General features: G+C 67.9%; 15 protein-coding genes. 7 read left to right on the top strand and 8 right to left on the bottom strand.

All coding sequences use genetic code 11. From position 1 onward, the window contains the following. Window positions 1-8: 8 nt before the first annotated feature. The 4 genes from C0099_RS03785 to groES form a co-directional block, all read right to left on the bottom strand. Entirely contained in the window at window positions 9-1,502 is a 1,494-nt protein-coding gene (locus C0099_RS03785; protein ID WP_102246211.1) for a sensor histidine kinase, read from the bottom strand. After that, entirely contained in the window at window positions 1,477-2,163 is a 687-nt protein-coding gene (locus tag C0099_RS03780; protein WP_102246210.1) for a response regulator transcription factor, read from the bottom strand. The genes C0099_RS03785 and C0099_RS03780 overlap by 26 nt, the downstream gene beginning before the upstream one ends. Window positions 2,164-2,306: 143 nt before the next feature. Continuing rightward, on the bottom strand, window positions 2,307-3,959 hold the full coding sequence (gene groL / locus C0099_RS03775) for a chaperonin GroEL (RefSeq protein ID WP_102246209.1): 1,653 nt from the start codon (window positions 3,957-3,959) through the stop codon (window positions 2,307-2,309). A gap of 44 nt (window positions 3,960-4,003) precedes the next feature. Then, window positions 4,004-4,294, bottom strand: coding sequence for a co-chaperone GroES (gene groES, locus C0099_RS03770; RefSeq protein ID WP_102246208.1), 291 nt, complete (start codon window positions 4,292-4,294; stop codon window positions 4,004-4,006). A gap of 428 nt (window positions 4,295-4,722) precedes the next feature. Between groES and C0099_RS03765 the strand changes: the two genes are divergently transcribed. The 5 genes from C0099_RS03765 (at window position 4,723) to C0099_RS03745 (ending at window position 9,002) form a co-directional block, all read left to right on the top strand. Beyond that, window positions 4,723-5,331 (top strand): TetR/AcrR family transcriptional regulator, encoded by a 609-nt coding sequence (locus C0099_RS03765; protein WP_102246207.1) that lies wholly within the window; start codon window positions 4,723-4,725, stop codon window positions 5,329-5,331. Next, window positions 5,328-6,479 carry an efflux RND transporter periplasmic adaptor subunit gene (locus C0099_RS03760; protein WP_102246206.1) on the top strand — a complete coding sequence of 384 codons (1,152 nt, stop codon included), beginning with the start codon at window positions 5,328-5,330 and terminating at the stop codon, window positions 6,477-6,479. The genes C0099_RS03765 and C0099_RS03760 overlap by 4 nt, the downstream gene beginning before the upstream one ends. Continuing rightward, window positions 6,476-7,681, top strand: a complete 1,206-nt coding sequence (locus tag C0099_RS03755; protein ID WP_102246205.1) for an ABC transporter permease — start codon at window positions 6,476-6,478, stop codon at window positions 7,679-7,681. The genes C0099_RS03760 and C0099_RS03755 overlap by 4 nt, the downstream gene beginning before the upstream one ends. Window position 7,682: 1 nt before the next feature. After that, window positions 7,683-8,393 (top strand): ABC transporter ATP-binding protein, encoded by a 711-nt coding sequence (locus C0099_RS03750; RefSeq protein ID WP_102246204.1) that lies wholly within the window; start codon window positions 7,683-7,685, stop codon window positions 8,391-8,393. Between the two features lie 93 nt (window positions 8,394-8,486). Further along, the gene (locus C0099_RS03745; RefSeq protein ID WP_123785214.1) at window positions 8,487-9,002 is read left to right on the top strand and encodes a hypothetical protein; all 516 of its coding nucleotides are present in this window, start codon (window positions 8,487-8,489) and stop codon (window positions 9,000-9,002) included. 91 nt (window positions 9,003-9,093) lie between these two features. Here the strand turns inward: C0099_RS03745 and C0099_RS03740 are convergent, their stop codons facing one another. Next, on the bottom strand, window positions 9,094-9,837 hold the full coding sequence (locus tag C0099_RS03740; RefSeq protein ID WP_123785213.1) for a hypothetical protein: 744 nt from the start codon (window positions 9,835-9,837) through the stop codon (window positions 9,094-9,096). A 247-nt stretch (window positions 9,838-10,084) separates the two neighbouring features. On the opposite strand from C0099_RS03740, the gene C0099_RS03735 reads away from it, so the two are divergent. Further along, the gene (locus tag C0099_RS03735; protein WP_199797649.1) at window positions 10,085-10,462 is read left to right on the top strand and encodes a ubiquitin family protein; all 378 of its coding nucleotides are present in this window, start codon (window positions 10,085-10,087) and stop codon (window positions 10,460-10,462) included. Window positions 10,463-10,619: 157 nt separating this feature from the next. On the opposite strand, the gene C0099_RS03730 is transcribed toward C0099_RS03735, so the two are convergent. Genes C0099_RS03730 through C0099_RS03720 form a run of 3 tightly spaced genes read right to left on the bottom strand, consistent with a single transcriptional unit; the run spans window position 10,620 to window position 17,080 of the window. After that, window positions 10,620-12,380 carry an autotransporter assembly complex protein TamA gene (locus C0099_RS03730; RefSeq protein ID WP_408634113.1) on the bottom strand — a complete coding sequence of 587 codons (1,761 nt, stop codon included), beginning with the start codon at window positions 12,378-12,380 and terminating at the stop codon, window positions 10,620-10,622. 38 nt (window positions 12,381-12,418) lie between these two features. Next, on the bottom strand, window positions 12,419-16,051 hold the full coding sequence (gene putA / locus C0099_RS03725; protein WP_102246200.1) for a bifunctional proline dehydrogenase/L-glutamate gamma-semialdehyde dehydrogenase PutA: 3,633 nt from the start codon (window positions 16,049-16,051) through the stop codon (window positions 12,419-12,421). Between the two features lie 27 nt (window positions 16,052-16,078). After that, on the bottom strand, window positions 16,079-17,080 hold the full coding sequence (locus C0099_RS03720) for a class 1 fructose-bisphosphatase (RefSeq protein ID WP_102246199.1): 1,002 nt from the start codon (window positions 17,078-17,080) through the stop codon (window positions 16,079-16,081). 161 nt (window positions 17,081-17,241) lie between these two features. Between C0099_RS03720 and C0099_RS03715 the strand changes: the two genes are divergently transcribed. Beyond that, window positions 17,242-18,504 carry a D-amino acid dehydrogenase gene (locus tag C0099_RS03715; RefSeq protein ID WP_102246198.1) on the top strand — a complete coding sequence of 421 codons (1,263 nt, stop codon included), beginning with the start codon at window positions 17,242-17,244 and terminating at the stop codon, window positions 18,502-18,504. Window positions 18,505-18,543: the final 39 nt, after the last annotated feature.

Here is an 18,543-nt window from a genome sequence, read left to right as displayed (position 1 = left end):
CGCGTTCGTCAAACGCGGTTCGCGCGCGAACGCGCTGCCGGTGGTGGTGACGGGCTGCGCAGTGCAGCGCGGGTGCCGAAGTGCACCCGCGCGAGCGTACCCGAGCCCCTGGGACCGGCGTCCAGGGTGATCGTCGCGCCATGCAGCTCGGCGATCTCGCGCACGATCGGCAACCCCAGCCCGGAGCCGTCCTCGCCGCTTTCGAGCACACGGTAGAAGCGCTCGAACACGCGTGCGCGGTCGGCTTCGGGGATGCCGATGCCGTCGTCCTCGACTTCCAGCAGCACGCCGGCGCCGGACTCGCGCACGCGCGCCGTGACGCTCCCCCCGCGCGGCGTGTACTTGATGGCGTTGTCGAGCAGGTTCTTGATCAGTTCGCGCAGCAGCAGGCCATTGCCCTGCACGACGGCCGGGCGCGGCTCGCCCTCGACGCCGAAGTCCAGACTCTTGGCCAGCGCTCGCGGGAACAGTTCGCCGGCGACCTCGCGCACGGCCGCGTCCAGATCAACCGCCTCGACGGTGTACACACGCTCCGAGATCGCCTCGGCGCGTGCGAGCAGCAGCAACTGGTTGATGAGGTGGGTGGCACGTTCGGCGCTGTCGGCGATATGCGCGAGCGAGCGACGCAACTGCTCGGGATCGGTCTCGTCGCGGGCCAGTTCGGTCTGCGTGCGCAGACCGGTCAGCGGCGTGCGCATCTGGTGGGCTGCGTCGGCGATGAAGCGCTGCTGGGCCTGCAGGTTCTGCTCGAGGCGCGCCATCATGTCGTTGAAGGATACGATCAGCGGGCGCGCCTCGTCGGGCACGCTGGCCGGCTCGATCGGCGACAGGTCGGTCGGGCGACGGCTGGAGATGCGCGTCTGCAGGCGGTTGAGCGGCGCGATACCGCGCGACAGCCCGACCCACACGAGCAGTACCGCCAGCGGAATGATCGCGAACTGGGGAAAAAGCACCTCGGTGACCACGCGCGAGGCCAGCGTGCTGCGCTTGTTGAGGGTCTCGGCCACCTGCACGATGACCAGCGGCTCGTTCTCGCGCGAGGGCGGCACGAAGGTGTAGGCCACGCGCACCTGCTCGCCGTGCACGAACTCGTCGCGAAACAGCACCGTCTCGGGCGTGACCACGGGCGGCGGCGCGACCTGCGGCAGTTCCGGATCGCCGCTGGCCAGCGCCCCGCCGGCCTCGGCGACCTGGTAGTAGAAAACATCGTCGCGGTCGGAGCGGAACATGACGCGCGGCGAGGCCGGAAAATCGACCCACACGACGCCGTCGATGACCTGCACCAGACGCGAGAGAGCGCGCGCGTTGTCGGCCAGCACCAGGTCGTACGGCTGGTTGGCGATGTTGTCGGCGACACTATGCGTGAAGATGATGGAGATCGGCCACAGCACCAGCAGCGGCGCAAGCAGCCAGTCGAGGATCTCGCCGAACAGCGAATTGGGCGGCTGCGGACGGTCGCTCGGCGTGGCCCGCGAATCAGGTCTTCGACGCCGCAGCCTCATCACGCTGCTCCAGGCAGTAGCCGAGACCGCGCACGGTCACGATGCGCAGATCGCTGTCCTCGAGCTTCTTGCGCAGGCGGTGCACATAGACCTCGATGGCATTGTTCGACACCTCCTCGCCCCAGCCGCACAGGTGGTCGACGAGTTGCTCCTTGCTCACCAGACGACCGGCCTTGAGGATGAAGACCTCGAGCAGGCCGATCTCGCGCGCCGAGAACTCCACCATCTCGCCGTCGATGCGCACGACGCGGTCGGCCTGGTCGTATTCGAGGCGGCCGAAGCCGATGCGCCGGGGCTGACCGGTGCCGCGCCGCGTGAGCGCGCGCACGCGCGCCTCGAGCTCGGGCAGTTCGAAGGGCTTGGTCAGATAATCGTCGGCACCCGCATCGAGCCCGCGTACGCGGTCCTCGACGCCGTCCTGCGCGGTCAGGATCAGCACCGGCAGCGTCGACTTGCGCATGCGCAGCCGTTTCAGCACCTCGATGCCGGGCAGGCGCGGCAGGCCCAGGTCGAGGATCAGCAGGTCGTAGGGCTGGGTCGCCAGCGCGGTATCGGCCTCGACGCCGGTGACGACGGGATCGACGGCGTAGCCCCCGCGGCGCAGCGCGCGCGCCAGCCCGTCGGAAATCACCGGGTCGTCTTCGGCAAGGAGGATGCGCATGGTCGGGCCTCGCAAATGATCGAGGCCCGCATCTTCACCGATTCACGCCCAACCGTCGAGAGCCACGTCCCGCGAATCGCGCGTGCACAAAAAAGACCCCGCCTGGGCGGGGTCTTTCAGGATGATGCGCGGTGCGCGGACGATTACATCATGCCGCCCATGCCGCCCATTCCACCCATGCCGCCCATGCCGCCCATGTCGGGCATCGCGGGCTTCTCTTCCGGCAGCTCGCCGACCATGCAGTCGGTGGTGAGCATCAGCGCGGCGATCGACGCGGCGTTCTGCAGCGCGGTGCGCTCGACCTTGGTCGGGTCCAGCACGCCCATGTCGACCAGATCGCCGTACTCGCCGGTGGAGGCGTTGTAGCCGAAGTTGCCCTCGCCCTCGAGCACCTTGGCGACCACGACGGAAGGCTCGTCACCGGCGTTGGAGACGATCTCGCGCAGCGGCTGCTCGAGTGCGCGCAGCACGATCTTGATGCCGGCGTCCTGATCCGGGTTGGCGCCCTTGAGCTCGCCGATCATCGAGCGAGCGCGCAGCAGCGCGACGCCGCCGCCCGGCACGATACCTTCCTCGACGGCGGCACGCGTGGCGTGCAACGCGTCCTCGACGCGGGCCTTCTTCTCCTTCATCTCGACTTCGGTCGCGGCACCGACCTTGATCACGGCCACGCCGCCGGCCAGCTTGGCGACACGCTCCTGCAGCTTCTCGCGGTCGTAGTCCGAGGAGGCTTCCTCGATCTGCGCACGGATCTGCTTGACGCGGGCCTCGATGTTGTCGGCGGAGCCGTTGCCGTCGATGATGGTGGTGTTGTCCTTGCCCACTTCGATGCGCGCGGCCTGGCCGAGCTGCTCCAGCGTGGCGTTCTCGAGCGTCAGGCCGACTTCCTCGGCGATCACCTGGCCGCCGGTCAGCACGGCGATGTCCTCGAGCATGGCCTTGCGGCGATCACCGAAGCCCGGCGCCTTGACAGCGCAGGTCTTGAGGATGCCGCGGATGTTGTTGACCACCAGCGTGGCCAGCGCCTCGCCTTCGACGTCTTCGGCGATGATCAGCAGCGGACGGCTGGACTTGGCCACCTGTTCGAGCACCGGCAGCAGATCGCGGATGTTGGAGATCTTCTTGTCGAAGAGCAGGACGAACGGGTTTTCCAGCACCGCCATCTGGCGATCCGGGTTGTTGATGAAGTACGGGCTGAGGTAGCCACGGTCGAACTGCATGCCCTCGACGACGTCGAGTTCGTTGTACAGCGACTTGCCGTCCTCGACCGTGATCACGCCTTCCTTGCCGACCTTGTCCATCGCGTCGGAGATGATCTGGCCGACGTCGGCGTCGGAGTTGGCCGAGATCGAACCGACCTGAGCGATGGCCTTGCTCGTCGAGCACGGCTTGGACAGTTTGGCCAGGGCGTCGGTGACGGCGATCACTGCCTTGTCGATGCCGCGCTTGAGATCCATCGGGTTCATGCCGGCGGCCACGTACTTCATGCCTTCGCGCACGATGGACTGGGCCAGCACGGTGGCGGTGGTGGTGCCGTCACCGGCCACGTCCGAGGTCTTCGACGCGACTTCCTTGAGCATCTGCGCGCCCATGTTCTCGAACTTGTCCTTCAGTTCGATTTCCTTGGCGACGGACACGCCGTCCTTGGTCACGGTCGGTGCGCCGAAGCTGCGCTCGAGCACGACGTTGCGGCCCTTGGGACCGAGGGTGACCTTGACCGCGTTGGCCAGAATGTTGACGCCGTTGACCATGCGGTCGCGCGCGGCATCGCCGAACTTCACTTCTTTAGCTGCCATGGAATGGACTCCTTGATTCGTTTCGGGTGGCGACTCGCGGGCGCTCAGGCCTCGACGACGCCCATGATGTCTTCTTCGCGCATGACGAGGAGCTCTTCGCTCTCGACCTTCACGGTCTGGCCGGCGTACTTGCCGAACAGCACGCGGTCGCCGGCCTTGACGGCCATCGGGCGCACGCTGCCGTCATCGAGGATCTTGCCGTTGCCGACCGCCACGACCTCGCCCTGGTCCGGCTTCTCGCCGGCCGAATCGGGGATCACGATGCCGGCAGCAGTCTTGCGCTCGGCTTCGAGGCGCCGGACGATCACGCGATCATGCAAGGGACGGATCTTCATCTGTTTCACTCCTGTACGGGTTCAAGTCACGCAGGCCGGATGCCCGCGAAACGTAGTTACCGGGGATCGACGGAGAAGCCGCTGTTAGCACTCCTCGTCGACGAGTGCTGATAATAGGGGCACGAGAGGCGGATTTCAAGTCGCGCGAGGTGTCGTTTTGTCGTTGATGGTTGAAGTTGAGAGTTTTGATCGTTGAATTTGAGAGTCCCGGCTCATCATGCCTGCTGTCGAGCCTCACTTAGTTCTGAACTGGTTCTCGCTTAGTGTCGAACAGTTGAGAGCCTCGGAAGGCCTTGTCGTCGCTGGGATCACGCTCTCGAGTTCAACGATCAACGACATCTCCTTGCGCAGCGACGCAGGTTTGCGCCTTCCCTTTTTCCGGCAGGCGTGAAAAGATAGTAATTGATTACTATCTTTCAGGCTTCGTGATGTCCGATCATCCTAAGAATCTGCCGGCCGACGAACGTCGTGCGGTCACGATCGAGTCTGTCGTCAAGCTTGCGGGTTCACGAAATCCCAGCGAGATCACCACGGCGGCGATCGCGAAGCACATGGATCTGACCCAGGGGGCGCTCTTTCGGCACTTCCCGAACAAGGAGGCCATCTGGCAGGCGGTCATGGAGTGGGTCGCGGAGCGCCTGCTGCACAGGATTGATCGCGCCGCGCAAGGCATGGAGTCACCGCTGGCAGCGCTCGAGGCGATGTTCATGACTCACGTCGCGTTCGTGGTGGAGCACCCCGGCGTACCGAGAATGATGTTTGGCGAACTCCAGCGCGCCGAATCCACCCCCGCCAAACGCATGGCTCAGACGTTGATCCAGCGCTACGCAGAACGCTTGCACGTCCTGCTCGAGCAGGGCAAGGCCTGCGGTGAGCTGTCCCGGAATCTCGACCGCGAGGCGGCGGCGACGCTGTTCATCGGCACGGTCCAGGGACTGGTCATGCAGTCGATGCTGGCGGGAGACGTCGCGCGCATGCTCAGCGACGCGCCACGCGTCTTTGCGATCTATCGTCGCGGCATCGAGGCTTCGCAATGAAAAAGCTCCCTCTGCAAGGCCGAACTCTGGCCCTTTTGGCCGTCATCGTCCCCTTGCTCGGCCTCTTCATCTATGTCGGTCTGAAGTCCGGCCCACTGGCCCCGGTTGCGGTGACGGTCGAGACTGTGCAGGCACGGCCCATCACGCCGAGGCTCTTTGGCATCGGCATCACCGACGTGCGCTACACGTACAAGATCGGACCCACGTTTGCGGGCCGCGTCGAACACCTCGCCGTACATGTCGGCGACAAGGTGGAGGCCGGCCAGACGCTGGGCGAGATGGATCCGGTGGATCTCGACGATCAGGTGCGCTCGCGGGAGTCGGCCGTCAAACGCGCGCAAGCGCAATTGCACGAGGCGCAAGTCCGCAGGGACTACGCGCAAAGCCAGACGCGCCGCTACGAGGACCTGTTCGCATTGCGCGCGAGCAGCGAAGAGCTGCTTTCCGCGAAGAAGCAGGAATTGCGGGTAGCCGAAGCCGCGCTGTCCAGCGCCCGGGAGGAACTCGCTCGCGCGCGCGCCGACCACGAAGGCCTGGTCGCGCAGCGCAACAACCTGCGCTTGGTTGCGCCGAGCAACGGCATCGTGGCCGCGCGGGATGCAGACCCGGGCACCACCGTTGTCGCCGGGCAGACCGTGGTGGAGATCATCGACCCCGCCAGTTTGTGGATCAACGTGCGATTCGACCAGATGAGCGCGGCGGGGCTGACCGCCGGGTTGCCGGCCTGGATCCAGCTGCGCTCGCGCGAGGGCGAGACCCTGAAGGGCCGAGTATTGCGCGTGGAACCGAAGGCCGATGCGGTGACCGAAGAGATTCTCGCCAAGGTGGTCTTCGACTCCCTCCCCCGGCCCCTGCCGCCGCTGGGAGAACTGGCCGAAGTCACGATCGAACTGCCTGCGCAGGCGGCCACCGCGACGATCCCCAACGCCGCGCTGCGCCGTGAGGACAACCGGATAGGTGTGTGGCGGGTCGTCGACGCTGACCTGGCCTTCACGCCGATCACTGCGGGCACATCCGATCTGGATGGCTACCTGCAAGTGCGCGAAGGGCTGGATGTAGGTGACCAGATCGTCGTCTATAGCGAAAAAGCTCTGACATCGCGCAGCAGCATCCATATCGTCGATCGCATCCCGGGCAGCGCGAAATGATCAGCCTTGCCGGCCGCGACATTCTCCATGCCTGGGGGAAGTTCGTGTTCACGGGCATCGGCCTGGGGCTGCTGATCGGCGTGACCCTGATCATGGCCGGCGTATATCGCGGCATGGTCGACGATGGCAAGGCCTTGCTCGACAACAGCGGCGCCGATCTGTGGGTGGTGCAGAAAGACACCCTGGGACCTTATGCCGAGTCCTCCAGCCTGAACGACGACACGTACCGCAGCCTCCTTGCCATGCCGGGCGTCGCCCGGGCAGCCAACGTAACCTACCTGACCATGCAGGTGCGCAAGGACGAGCGCGACGTGCGCATCATGGTGGTCGGAATCGCACCCGGTGAGCCGGGGGCCACTCCCGGATGGCCCCCCTACCTCGTCGCCGGACGCCAGATCACGCGCAGCCACTACGAGGCGGTGGCCGATATCGCTTCCGGCTTCAAGCTGGGAGACCGCGTTTCGATTCGCCGCAATCACTACCTGGTGGTTGGACTGACACGGCGCATGGTTTCGTCCAGCGGTGACCCGATGCTGTTCATTCCGCTCAAGGATGCCCAGGAAGCGCAGTTCCTCAAGGACAATGACGCGATTCTGCAAAGCCGGCGTCGCACCACGGCGAACCCGGCCTTCAACCGACCGGCAGTGCCGGGGTTGCTCGATGCGGTGATTGATTCACAGAGCACCAACACCTTCGTCAATGCCGTTCTGGTCACGCTTCGGCCAGGGTACGTCGCGGACGAGGTCGCCGAATCCATCCGCCGCTGGCAGCGCTTGACGGTCTATACCCGCGCCCAGATGGAAGGCATCCTGATCGGCAAGCTGATCGCCACTTCGGCCAAACAGATCGGCATGTTTCTGGCGATTCTGGCCATCGTCAGCGCGGCGATCGTCGCCTTCATCATCTACTCACTGACGATGGACAAGATCCGCGAGATCGCCGTGTTGAAGCTCATCGGCACGCGCAACCGCAGCATCGCCGCGATGATCATGCAGCAGGCGCTCGCGCTGGGCGTGATCGGTTTCGTGGTCGGCAAGATCACCGCCACGTTCTCGGCACCGCTATTTCCCAAATATGTGCTGCTCATGCCAAGCGACTCGATCGTGGGCTTCTTCGCCGTACTCGTGATCTGCGTGCTTGCCAGCCTGGTCGCCATCCGCATGGCGCTCAAGGTCGACCCGGCCGAAGCCATAGGGGGCTGACATGAATGGCAACGGCATTCGCATCGAGGGCCTGAAGAAGCGCTACGGCAAGGGGGACACCGCCGTCGACGCCCTGAAGGGCGTCGACATGCAGGTGGCTCCGGGCGAGGTGGTCGGCCTGATCGGCCCCTCCGGCTCGGGCAAGAGCACCCTGCTCAAATGCCTGGGCGCGGTGATCGGCCCGAGCGCCGGTCGCATGACGCTTGGCGATGAAGTGATCTACGACGATGGCTGGAAGGTGCGCGACCTGCGCGCCCTGCGACGCGACAAGATCGGCTTCGTCTTCCAGGCGCCGTATCTGATCCCGTTTCTCGACGTCACCGACAACGTGGCCTTGCTGCCCATGCTCGCCGGCGTGCCCAACGGGAAGTCGCGCGCGCAGGCAATTGAGTTGCTCACCGCACTCGATGTTCAACATCGGGCCAGCGCGATGCCGGCGCAACTGTCCGGAGGCGAGCAGCAGCGGGTCGCCATCGCGCGCGGATTGGTCAATCGTCCGCCCGTGATCCTCGCCGACGAACCCACCGCCCCGCTCGATTCCGAGCGTGCCATGGCGGTGATTCGCATCCTCAACGACATGGCTCGAAAATTCCAGACTGCCATCATCGTCGTCACACACGACGAAAAGATCATCCCGACCTTCAAACGCATCTATCACATCCGCGATGGAGTGACCCACGAAGAGGCCGGCGAGGGACGAAGCCTCGATTGAATAGGACGCAGTGCCAAGCTATCGTGGCACGATCATTTTGACGAGGTCCGATCGGGTGATCGACCCCGGATTGCACAGCAAGGGAGACGACACATGAACAGACGATTTTCAGCACTGCTCGCGGCAATGCTCTTTCCGATGGTCGCGGCTGCCGCGGAACCGCAGGAACCGCCGGCGACAGCCGAACTCTCCCCCGCCACGCGCGCGCTGATCATTGCGGAAATGCAGGCCATGGCACAGGCAATGGGCCGCATCCACACTGCAGTCGTCAGCGGAGATCATGCGACCGTGTCCGATGAAGCCCGAAAGATCCACGACAGTTTCGTGCTCAAGCAGGAATTGTCCGCCGCGCAGCGCGAGGAACTCGGCGCCAAGCTGCCCGCCGGCTTCATCGCGGCCGACCGCGCCTTCCACGTTCTCGCCAGGAATCTGGCGCAGGCAGGCGAACACCACGACGCCACCCTGCAGCGGCTATGGTTCCAGGAAATGACCCGCGCCTGTCAAAGCTGCCACATCGACCATGCCGGCACGCGCTTTCCTGGCCTGACGCCGCATGCCGCGCAAGCGAACGACGGACACGGCGACGGCACGGATCACGCCACCGAATGACTTGAGCGTCCTGCATCCGTGCGACCCAAGGCGGATCGCCAGCTGCCCGATGCGTACCTCACCCGCAGTGCTAGCGGCACAGGCGCCGGGTTCAACTCCGCGTGGCGCTGCGTCGGCGCCAGCCCACGACACCGGCAAGCGCAGCGACCAGCGCCGCCGCCCCCCAGGGCGACATCACGGGTACCGGCGTGACTTGCGCAGCGGCGGCGGGTGCGCCCACGCGCAGCAGGGGAGAGACGGCGTAGACGTGATAGTTCTGGCCGTTGGGGGTTATCCCGCCTCCGTCCAACCAGGTAGTGTCAGTAAAGTTGGACTGCCCGTACCTCGACTGATCGATCGCCCCCAAACCATAGGACGTCGCGCCCGTGGCATTCATGCCGGTCCAGACGAAGACGGATCCCGGCGCGCCACCCTGCTGCGTGACGCTGACCGTCGCGGCAATCGTGTTATCGAGCAGATCGGCCCGGTTGTTGGCCAGGCGCGTGCCGTCGATGCGGTAGATCGGCGCGGCGCCACCGACGACATCCGCGCGGTTGGTGCCGTCGTCGTGGCCGATGAAGGCGCGCCATTGGCCGGTGAGCGAGGAGTCATCAGTGCCGTAGAAGCCGGAAGACTGCGCGGCGGCATTGACGGCGGCGTCGTAGTCGGCCGCGGTCGCGAGGTTGCCGGGATGGGTGGTCGACGTGACGAACATCACGTAAAAAGTGTCGCCGTCGATCAGATCGCCCGGCGTCATCGCCGCCGGGGCCGGAATACCCTGCGCGAATGCGCTCCCGGCAACACACAACAGAATTGACACCACGAAACTGCCGCAAACCCGACGCATGTGACGCATGACGCACCTCTCGCTAAGGTGGCGTCCGGCACGACAGCCCGGACTCCGTTGGATGACGGAGGCGCACGTGGCGATCATGCATTCTTGACGCCGGCCACACTTCCGCAGGAATCGTCGCGCTTCGGCCTGGCATCTCCGATGCTGCGCGAGCGCCCGGTCTGAAACGTCCACGCAGGCCGGGCGAATATAGCCAACAACACGCCTCGGCGTCTATCGCCAACGTGGCATGATTGCCACATGAGCGGCCATGGTGGCCGACACCCACGCGGCCACGCCCATGCAGATCTTCGTCAAGACCCTGACCGGAAAGACCATCACGCTCGAGGTCGAACCCAGCGACACCATCGAGAACGTCAAGCAGAAGATCCAGGACAAGGAGGGCATCCCGCCCGACCAACAGAGGCTGATCTTCGCCGGCAAGGCGCTGGAGGACGGGCGCACCCTGCAAGACTACAACATCCAGAAGGAGAGCACGCTGCATCTGCTGCTCGCCGCATCGGCGGTCGTGCCGGTGCCGGCGCTCAGTCCGGTGGCGATGCTGGCGACGCTGGGCATGGTCGGGCTGTCGGGGATCGTACGCAGACGTCAGGCCATGCGCCGGAACGCCGACCGCGGCGCGTCGTGAGTTGATCGCGGCCCGGACACTTGCCGACGCGGCACGGTCGATTCCATCCCCACTTTCCGTGGGCAAGCCTGTGGACAAGACGGGGATTGACGCCGCAAGTGGCTGAGCCTGAACGCCTTGCCACCGGCGCCCGATTGCCGGGCAGCGGCGCGGCGCATCAGAACGCGACGGCCACCGCGAAGTGCACGCGCAGGTCGCGCTCGTCGTGGCCCCAGGCCAGATCCAGCGCGATGGGGCCGGCCGGGCTGCGCCAGCGCGCGCCAACGCCGACGCCCAGCTTGGGGTCGAAGTCTTCGCGCGAATCGGCCGCGTCGCCGACATCGACGAAGCTGGCCACGCCCCACTGTTCGCGAAACCAGTGCACGTACTCAGCGCTGACCGCGGCCATGTAGCGCCCGCCCAGGGTCGCCGCGCCTTCGCGCACGCCCAGGCTCTGGTAGGCATAGCCGCGCACGGACTGCGCGCCGCCGGTGCGGAACAGGAAGTTGAGCGGGATGCCGTCACGGCTGTCGGCCAGCGTCGCGCCCAGTTCGCCGCGCAGGATGAATACGTCGCGCATGCCCACCGGCTGGTAGCGCACGGCCCGCCCGTACAGGCGCAGGAAGTCCTGGTCGGAGAGCACGGCCTTGGCGCCGCCGCCGATCTCGCCATGCAGCACATAGCCACTGCGCGGGTCGAGCATGTCGTCGACCTTGCGCTGCGTCCAGCTCCAGTTGGCGGTGAGCGCCGTGGTGCGCGTCTCCTCGCCGCCCTTGGGGTCCAGGGTCTCGCGCTGGTAACGCAGGGCCAGCGCGGTCTCGATGTCGCCGCGCACATGGCTGCGCACCGCGCCGAAGGCGTAACGCGACTGCTGCAGGCCCTCGATGTCGCTGCTCTCGATGACGGCGCCGAAGCTGTCGCGATAGCCGCCGGAGGCCGGCGGCAGGAAGACGTCGGCGTAGAGCGTCTGGCGGCGCTGCTCGATGCGCAGACCGGTGTTCAGTTCCCAGGCGCGGTCGAGGAAATTGACGTCGCGCCAGGTGGCTTCCACGCGCGCACCGGTGTTGGTCGAAAAGCCCGCGCCGAAACCGAGCTGGCGCGTCTGCGCCTCGACGATGCGCACATCCACCGGCACGGCATCGGCGAGCGCCGGGTCGCGCGGGATGTCGACCACCACCGAGGCGAACTGCGGCACCGCCTGGAGTTCGCTCTGGAAGGCCAGCAGGCGGTCCTGATCGAAGCGCTCGCCCGGCTCGAGCGTGCTGTAGCGTTCGACCAGTTCCGGGGGCAGGCGCTCGATACCGCTCACGCGCAGCTCGCCGATGCGAAACGGCGGGCCGGAGTCGACGGTGACGTGCAGACGAACGGAAGCGGTGGCCGGGTCGACCGCCGCGCGGCTGTCGGCGATGCGTGCGGCAGCATAGTCGCGCACCGACACGCTGTAGAGCAGTTGCTGCTTGGCGCCATCCCAGGCCGACTGGCGGAAGGGCTGACCGGCGCGCAGCGGCCAGGCCGAACGCAGCGAATCGCGCCGGGCCGCGCGGTCGGGGCCGTCACCGGCGAGATCGCCGGCGAACTCCAGTTCGACCTCGTCGATGGTGGCCTGCACGCCGGGATCGACTTCGATGCGCCAGCGCACCTCGTGGTCGCGCTCGAAACGGACCGCCGGAGAGAAGTAGCCCTCGGTGGCGAGCAGTTGCTCCACGTCGCGGCGCGTGCGTCGCAGCAGGGCCACCCGGTCGGCGGTGCGCTCCGGAGCGGCCTGTTCGACGCGCAGGATGCGCAGATGACGTTGCAGGAGCGCGCGTACCCCCTCGGGCGCCTCGAGCGTGACCTGGAGCGGCGCCTGGTCGCCGGGCGCGGGCTGGGCAACGGCGCCCGACGCGGCAAGGATCAGCGCGACGGCGAGGCAGCGCAGGAAGACGGGATGGACTCGCATGGCCGACATTCTACCGGCGGCCGGCGCGTGCTGGCGCATCATGCGCCGCCGCCGAGTGCGAACAGGGCCGCGTTGCCACCGGCCGCGGCGGTGTTGATGCTGACGCAGCGCTCGCGCACCAGACGGTTGAGCGCATAGCGCGGCCGCGGGCGCAGCAGTTCGGGCGCCGGATCGAGCGTCGCCAGCCGCTCGCGCCACTGGCGCGCAAGCGCGTCCGGTCCGTCGAACAATACCGCCGCACAATCGCGCACATCGTCGCCGTGCGCGGCACCACGGACCACCGTCGCCGGAAGCGATGCGAGCACGCGGGCGGACATCGCATCGCGCGCGACGCGCACCTCGTTGCCGCCGGCGAAGGCCGCCAGCATCTGGTGCAGCAGTGCGCCCGCGTGCGCGGCCACGCACGTCACCACACCCACCGGCACGAAGTACAGGCGGTTATCCTCGCCGGTCGGTCCGGGCAGGGACAACTCGCCCGCTGACAGGGTCTCGGCGGCATAGACGCGGCCGGCCACGAGCAACTCGCCGCGCGCGTCGGACGCCAAGGCACCGGAGCCGCATGCGATCCAGTCGAGCAAGTCGGTAAATGCCTGCGAAAGCTGCGGCGCACGCGCGAAATCGAGCGCCGGCAGCCCCGCGCCGCGGGCCAGGCGCGGCACGTACAGCGGCCCGCCGGCCTTGGGCCCGGTGCCGGAACGCCCGTGCCCGCCGAACGGCTGCACCCCCACGACGGCGCCGACGATGTTGCGATTGACGTAGACGTTGCCGGCGCGCGCGAGCAAGGCGAAGCGCGCAACGCTCGTCCCGATGCGACTGTGCACGCCGAAGGTCAGCCCGAAGCCGAGCGCGTTGACTTGCTCGATGGCCGCTTCGATGCCGTCGGCGGGCACACGCAGCACATGCAGCACCGGCCCGAAGTGCTCCTCGGCGAGCAGCGCCGGATCGTCGATCGCGATGATCGTCGGTACGACGAAATGGCCGCCGTCGGGTACCTGCAGCGGCGCACGCCAGACGTCGAGACCGCGGCGGCGCACACTCGCGATCCAGTCTTCGATGCGGTCGCGCGCAGCGGCGTCGATGACCGGTCCGATGTCGGTGCGCGCGTCGCGCGGATCGCCCAGCACGCGCTCGGCCACTGCGCCGCGCAGCATCTCCAGGACGCGGTCGGCGATGTCTTCCTGCACGCACAGCAGGCGCAGCGCCGAGCAGCGCTGGCCGGCCGAATCGAAGGCCGAGGCGATCACGTCGGCCACGAGCTGCTCGGGCAACGCGGTCGAGTCCGCCACCAGCGCGTTCTGTCCACCGGTCTCACAGATCAGCAACGGTTCATCGTCGCGCGCGGCGAGCACCCGGCGGATCGAACCGGCGGTGGCCGTCGAACCGGTAAACAGCACGCCGCCGATGCGTGCATCGGCCACCAGCGCCGCACCCACCGTCGCGCCTTTCTCGGGCAGCAGTTGCAGCGCGGCACGCGGCACGCCGGCCGCATGCATCGCACGCGTCGCCGCGAAGGCGATGAGCGGCGTCTGCTCGGCCGGCTTGGCGAGCACGGCGTTGCCGGCCGCCAGGGCGCCGGCGATCTGCCCGGTGAAGATCGCCAGCGGGAAATTCCACGGGCTGATGCACACCACCGCACCCAGCGGACGCGCGTCCATGTCCAGCGCGCGTGCGGCATTGGCGTAGTAGCGGCAGAAATCGACGGCCTCGCGCAGTTCGGCGATGGCCGCGTGCCAGGTCTTGCCGGCTTCGCGCACGAGCAATGGCAGCAGCCGCCCGGCGTCGGCCTCGAGCACGTCACCGGCGGCCTCGAGCACGGCCGCGCGCCGTGTCGCCGGCACCGCCCCCCACTCCCTGCCTTCGCGCAGCGCGGCCTCTACGGCGGTCGGCACGGCGTCCGGCACGCATTCCTCGACCTCGCCCACGACGTCGCCAAGGGCGGCCGGATTACGCACCGTGCGGCGCGGTCCGCCCGCATGCTCGACGGCAAGCAGCGGCGAGGCGACATGGCGACGACCCAGCTCCGCTGCGACCCGTGCCGCGAGGGAGGCACGCACGCCGGGACTGGCCAGATCGATGCCTGACGGATTGCGCCGTGTCGGCCCATACAAGTCGGGTGGAGTTGCGATGCGCGGGTGCGGCCGACCACCGGCGGCGCGCGCGCACTCGGCGGGGTCGGCGAGCAGGGTGTCCAGCGGCACGCCGGGATCGACGATGCCATGCACGAAGCTGCTGTTGGCGCCGTTCTCGAGCAGACGCCGCACCAGATAGGGCAACAGCGTCTCGTGACTGCCCACCGGCCCGTAAACGCGCACCGTTCGCGCCACATCGGGTTCGGCGAGCAGGCCGTCGTAGAGCGCCTCGCCCATGCCGTGCAGGCACTGGAACTCGAAGTCGCGCGCGTCCCCCGCCATGGCCAGCACGGCTGCGACCGAGTGCGCGTTGTGCGTGGCGAACTGCGGACGCAGCCAGGCACGCGCGGCCAGCAGTCGGCGCGCGCACACCAGCCACGACAGGTCGGTATGTGCCTTGCGCGTGAACACCGGGTAATCGTCCACGCCGTCGAGCTGGGCGCGCTTGATCTCGGTGTCCCAGTACGCCCCCTTGACCAGGCGCACCGTGATGCGCCGCCCGCGCATGCGGGCCAGTTCGACCAGACGATCGACAAGCGCCGGCGCGCGCTTCTGGTAGGCCTGTACGACGAAGCCCAGGCCGTCCCAGCCAGCCAGTCGCGGGTCATCCAGCAGGGCCTCGAAGAGATCGAGCGAGGGTTCGAGCCGGTCGGCCTCCTCGGCGTCGATGGCCAGGCCGATGCCGGCCTCGGCCGCGACATGGCATACCGAGGCGAGGCGCGGCAGCAGTTCCTCGCGCAGGCGCTCGGGCTGCGACCAGACGTAGCGCGGCGACAGCGCCGAGAGCTTGACCGACATGCCGTCGCTCTCGTCGCAATGACGCGCGCCAGCCGCCTCGCCGATCGCCCGCGCGGCAGCCAGGTAGGCGGCGAGATAGACGCGCGCATCGGCATCGGTCATGGCCGCCTCGCCGAGCATGTCGAAGGAGTACAGACAGGGGCGTGCCCGCGCGGCGCGGCGCAGTGCCTCGCCGATGTCGCGGCCGACGACGAAGCGCTCGCCGAGCAGACGCATGGCACCGCGCATCGCGCCCCGCAGCAGGGGCTCGCCGCCGCGCGCGAGCGCCTCGTGCAGCGCGCGCGCCAGACCGTGCTCATCGGCCGGCGCGAGCAGCCTGCGCCCGGCCAGCAGCCCCCACGCGGCGGCGTTGACGAACAGCGAGGGATCGTGGCCCACGTGGGCACGCCAGTCGCCCGCAGCGAGGCGGTCGCGGATCAGCCGGTCGACGGTCGCGGCATCGGGCACGCGCAGCAGCGCTTCGGCCAGACACATCAGCGCCAGCCCCTCGTCGCTCGACAGCGAGAACTCGCGCATCAGCGCGTCCACGCCTCCGGCGCGCATGCGGCGCATACGCTGGGCAGCGGCGAGCCGCGGCGCCAACTCGGCAATACGCGCCACTTCGTCCGGCGACGGAGCCCACGCGGCGAGCAGCGCCGCGACATACTCGCTCTCGGGCGGACGCAACGCGCCATCGATCGCGGCGCGCGTGCCTGCCGGCGGGGATTCGATGCACAGCAGCCGGGCGACGCTTCGATCAGGCATTGCCCCTCCTGGCCGCCCGGACGCCACTCAGCCCTGGCGGGAGTACTCCTCGACGCGTTCGACCTCGGCGGCCGAGCCCAGCACGACCGGCACGCGCTGGTGAAGCTTTTGCGGGATGACGTCGAGGATGCGTTCGCGCCCGGTGCTGGCCGCGCCGCCGGCCTGTTCGATGATCATCGCCATCGGGCTGGCCTCGTACATCAGGCGCAGGCGCCCGCCCTTGTCGCGGCACTTGGCGTCGACCGGGTACATGAACACCCCGCCGCGCGTGAGGATGCGGTGCACGTCGGCCACCATCGCCGCCACCCAGCGCATGTTGAAGTCACGCCCACGCGGTCCGTCCTTGCCCTGCACCAGTTCGTCGATGTAGCGCTTGATCGGCGGCTCCCAGTGGCGATAGTTGGATGCGTTGATGGCGTACTCGGAAGTCTCGTGCGGCACGGTCATGAACGGATGGGTGTAGACGAAGCTGCCCATCTCGCGGTCGAGCGTGAAGCCATGCACGCCGTCGCCGATGGTCAGCACGAACATCGTCGACGGGCCGTACAGCGCGTAGCCTGCGGCGACCTGATCGCGCCCCGGCTGCAGGAAGGCGGCCTCGCTCGGCTCGCCCTCCCCCGGCGGGTTCTTCAGCACCGAGAAGATCGTGCCCACCGAGATGTTGACGTCGATGTTGGACGAGCCGTCGAGCGGATCGAACAGCAGCAGGTAGCCGCCCCTGGGATAGTCGAAGGGGATCTGATGCACCTCTTCGACCTCTTCGGAGGCCATCGCTGCCAGGTGTCCGCCCCACTCGTTGGCCTGCAGCAGGATCTCGTTGGCGAGCACGTCGAGTTTCTTCTGCGCTTCGCCCTGCACGTTGTCGCTGCCGGCATTGCCGAGCACGTCGGCCAGCGCACCCTTGGAGATGGTCACGCTGATGGCCTTGACCGCCCTTGCGACGACTTCGATCAGCAGCCGCAGATCGGCGTTGATGCGGCCGGCGCGCTGTTGTTCGATCAGGTGCTGGGTGAGGGTGACGCGTGCCATGTGAGGCTCCATGCTGGTCCCGGCAAGGCGGGGTGGGTTTGAACAGGATAGAATTATCGGCCCTGAGCGGCTCGCTCACCAGTGCTGTACGCCGCCTCGTGCCGCATGCGCGCCATGCCTGGGCGTCTCGGCGCACAAACAATTCCTTTTCCGTCAGTCACATGCATGTATTGGTTCTCGGCGCGGGCGTGACCGGCGTCACCACCGCCTGGTCGCTGTTGCAAGCCGGATTCGAGGTCGACGTGGTCGACCGCCAGCCGGCAGCGGCGCTCGAGACCAGCTTCGCCAACGGCGGACAGATCTCGATCAGCCACCCCGAGCCGTGGTCCAGCCCGGCCGCGCCGCTGATCGCGTTGCGCTCGATCGGACGCGCGGAGGCGCCGCTGCGCCTGCGCATCGGGCTGGACCCGGCGCGCTGGCGATGGCTGGCGGCTTTCCTGCGCGAATGCCTGCCGGCGCGCCACCGCCGCAACGCCCACGCGATTGCCGCGCTGGCCGTGCACAGCGGCGAGCGCCTGCGCGCACTGCGCGAGGCCACCGGCATCGAGTACGAGGCACGCACGCGCGGCATCCTTCACCTGCAATACACCGCTCGTGAAGTGACCGAGGCGCGTGCGCGCCTCGGCCTGCTGGCCGCGCACGGCATCCGCGCCGAGGTCGTCTCGCCGCAGCAGTGCGTGGACATCGACCCGGCGCTGGCGACGGTCATGCCACGCCTGGCGGGCGGTCTGCACGCGCCGGATGACGAGTCGGGCAACGCGCGCCTGTTCACGAGCGCCCTGGCGGAACTGGCAGCCGCGCGTGGAGCTCGCTTTCACTACGAAACCACGGTCGAAGCCATCGACACCGCCGGCGAAAGAGTGCTTGGCGCGCGCGTGCGCGACGCTGCCGGCAAAAGAGTGCTCGCGGCCGACGCGGTGGTGGTGTGTCTGGGCAGCTTCGGGCCGGCGCTGGTGGCACCGCTGGGCGAGCGCCTGCCGATCTATCCGGTCAAGGGCTATTCGGTCACCGCCCCGGTGATCGACGCCGCGCGCGCACCTATCGTGAGCCTCACCGATGAGTCGCGCCGGCTGGTGGCCTCGCGCCTGGGCGAGACGCTGCGCGTGGCCGGCACCGCCGAGATCTGCGGATTCGACGCCAGCCCCGATGCGTCGCGCACCGCGCCACTGCTGGCGTGGATCGATGACCTCTTCCCCGGCGCCTGCGACACCACGCAGGCCGAGCCCTGGGCCGGCTTGCGCCCGTGCACTCCGTCCTACGTACCGGTGATCGGACGCGGACGCGTCGACGGCCTGTGGTTCAACACCGGGCACGGCTCGCTGGGCTGGACCCTGTCCTGCGGCTCGGCCGACATCATCGCGGCATTGATCGCCGGGCGTCCCTCGCCCGTACCGGCGTTTCCGCTGCGCGGCGACACTCCCTGAAGCATGGGCTTGCAATCGCTTGCCGGCATGGGGCGGCGC

Origin of the sequence: Pseudazoarcus pumilus, from assembly GCF_002872475.1 — a bacterium.
GTDB classification, from domain to species: Bacteria; Pseudomonadota; Gammaproteobacteria; order Burkholderiales; family Rhodocyclaceae; genus Pseudazoarcus; species Pseudazoarcus pumilus.
Note: the sequence above shows the minus strand (reverse complement) of the source record. Positions and strands in the feature narration are given on the sequence as shown.

Bases quoted from the DNA above. Each gene is read 5' to 3' on its own strand.
- C0099_RS03785 (WP_102246211.1), bottom strand. From the start codon at position 1,502: ATGAGGCTGCGGCGTCGAAGACCTGATTCGCGGGCCACGCCGAGCGAC.
- C0099_RS03780 (WP_102246210.1), bottom strand. From the start codon at position 2,163: ATGCGCATCCTCCTTGCCGAAGACGACCCGGTGATTTCCGACGGGCTG.
- groL (WP_102246209.1), bottom strand. From the start codon at position 3,959: ATGGCAGCTAAAGAAGTGAAGTTCGGCGATGCCGCGCGCGACCGCATG.
- groES (WP_102246208.1), bottom strand. From the start codon at position 4,294: ATGAAGATCCGTCCCTTGCATGATCGCGTGATCGTCCGGCGCCTCGAA.
- C0099_RS03765 (WP_102246207.1), top strand. From the start codon at position 4,723: ATGTCCGATCATCCTAAGAATCTGCCGGCCGACGAACGTCGTGCGGTC.
- C0099_RS03760 (WP_102246206.1), top strand. From the start codon at position 5,328: ATGAAAAAGCTCCCTCTGCAAGGCCGAACTCTGGCCCTTTTGGCCGTC.
- C0099_RS03755 (WP_102246205.1), top strand. From the start codon at position 6,476: ATGATCAGCCTTGCCGGCCGCGACATTCTCCATGCCTGGGGGAAGTTC.
- C0099_RS03750 (WP_102246204.1), top strand. From the start codon at position 7,683: ATGAATGGCAACGGCATTCGCATCGAGGGCCTGAAGAAGCGCTACGGC.
- C0099_RS03745 (WP_123785214.1), top strand. From the start codon at position 8,487: ATGAACAGACGATTTTCAGCACTGCTCGCGGCAATGCTCTTTCCGATG.
- C0099_RS03740 (WP_123785213.1), bottom strand. From the start codon at position 9,837: ATGCGTCACATGCGTCGGGTTTGCGGCAGTTTCGTGGTGTCAATTCTG.
- C0099_RS03735 (WP_199797649.1), top strand. From the start codon at position 10,085: ATGGTGGCCGACACCCACGCGGCCACGCCCATGCAGATCTTCGTCAAG.
- C0099_RS03730 (WP_408634113.1), bottom strand. From the start codon at position 12,380: ATGCGAGTCCATCCCGTCTTCCTGCGCTGCCTCGCCGTCGCGCTGATC.
- putA (WP_102246200.1), bottom strand. From the start codon at position 16,051: ATGCCTGATCGAAGCGTCGCCCGGCTGCTGTGCATCGAATCCCCGCCG.
- C0099_RS03720 (WP_102246199.1), bottom strand. From the start codon at position 17,080: ATGGCACGCGTCACCCTCACCCAGCACCTGATCGAACAACAGCGCGCC.
- C0099_RS03715 (WP_102246198.1), top strand. From the start codon at position 17,242: ATGCATGTATTGGTTCTCGGCGCGGGCGTGACCGGCGTCACCACCGCC.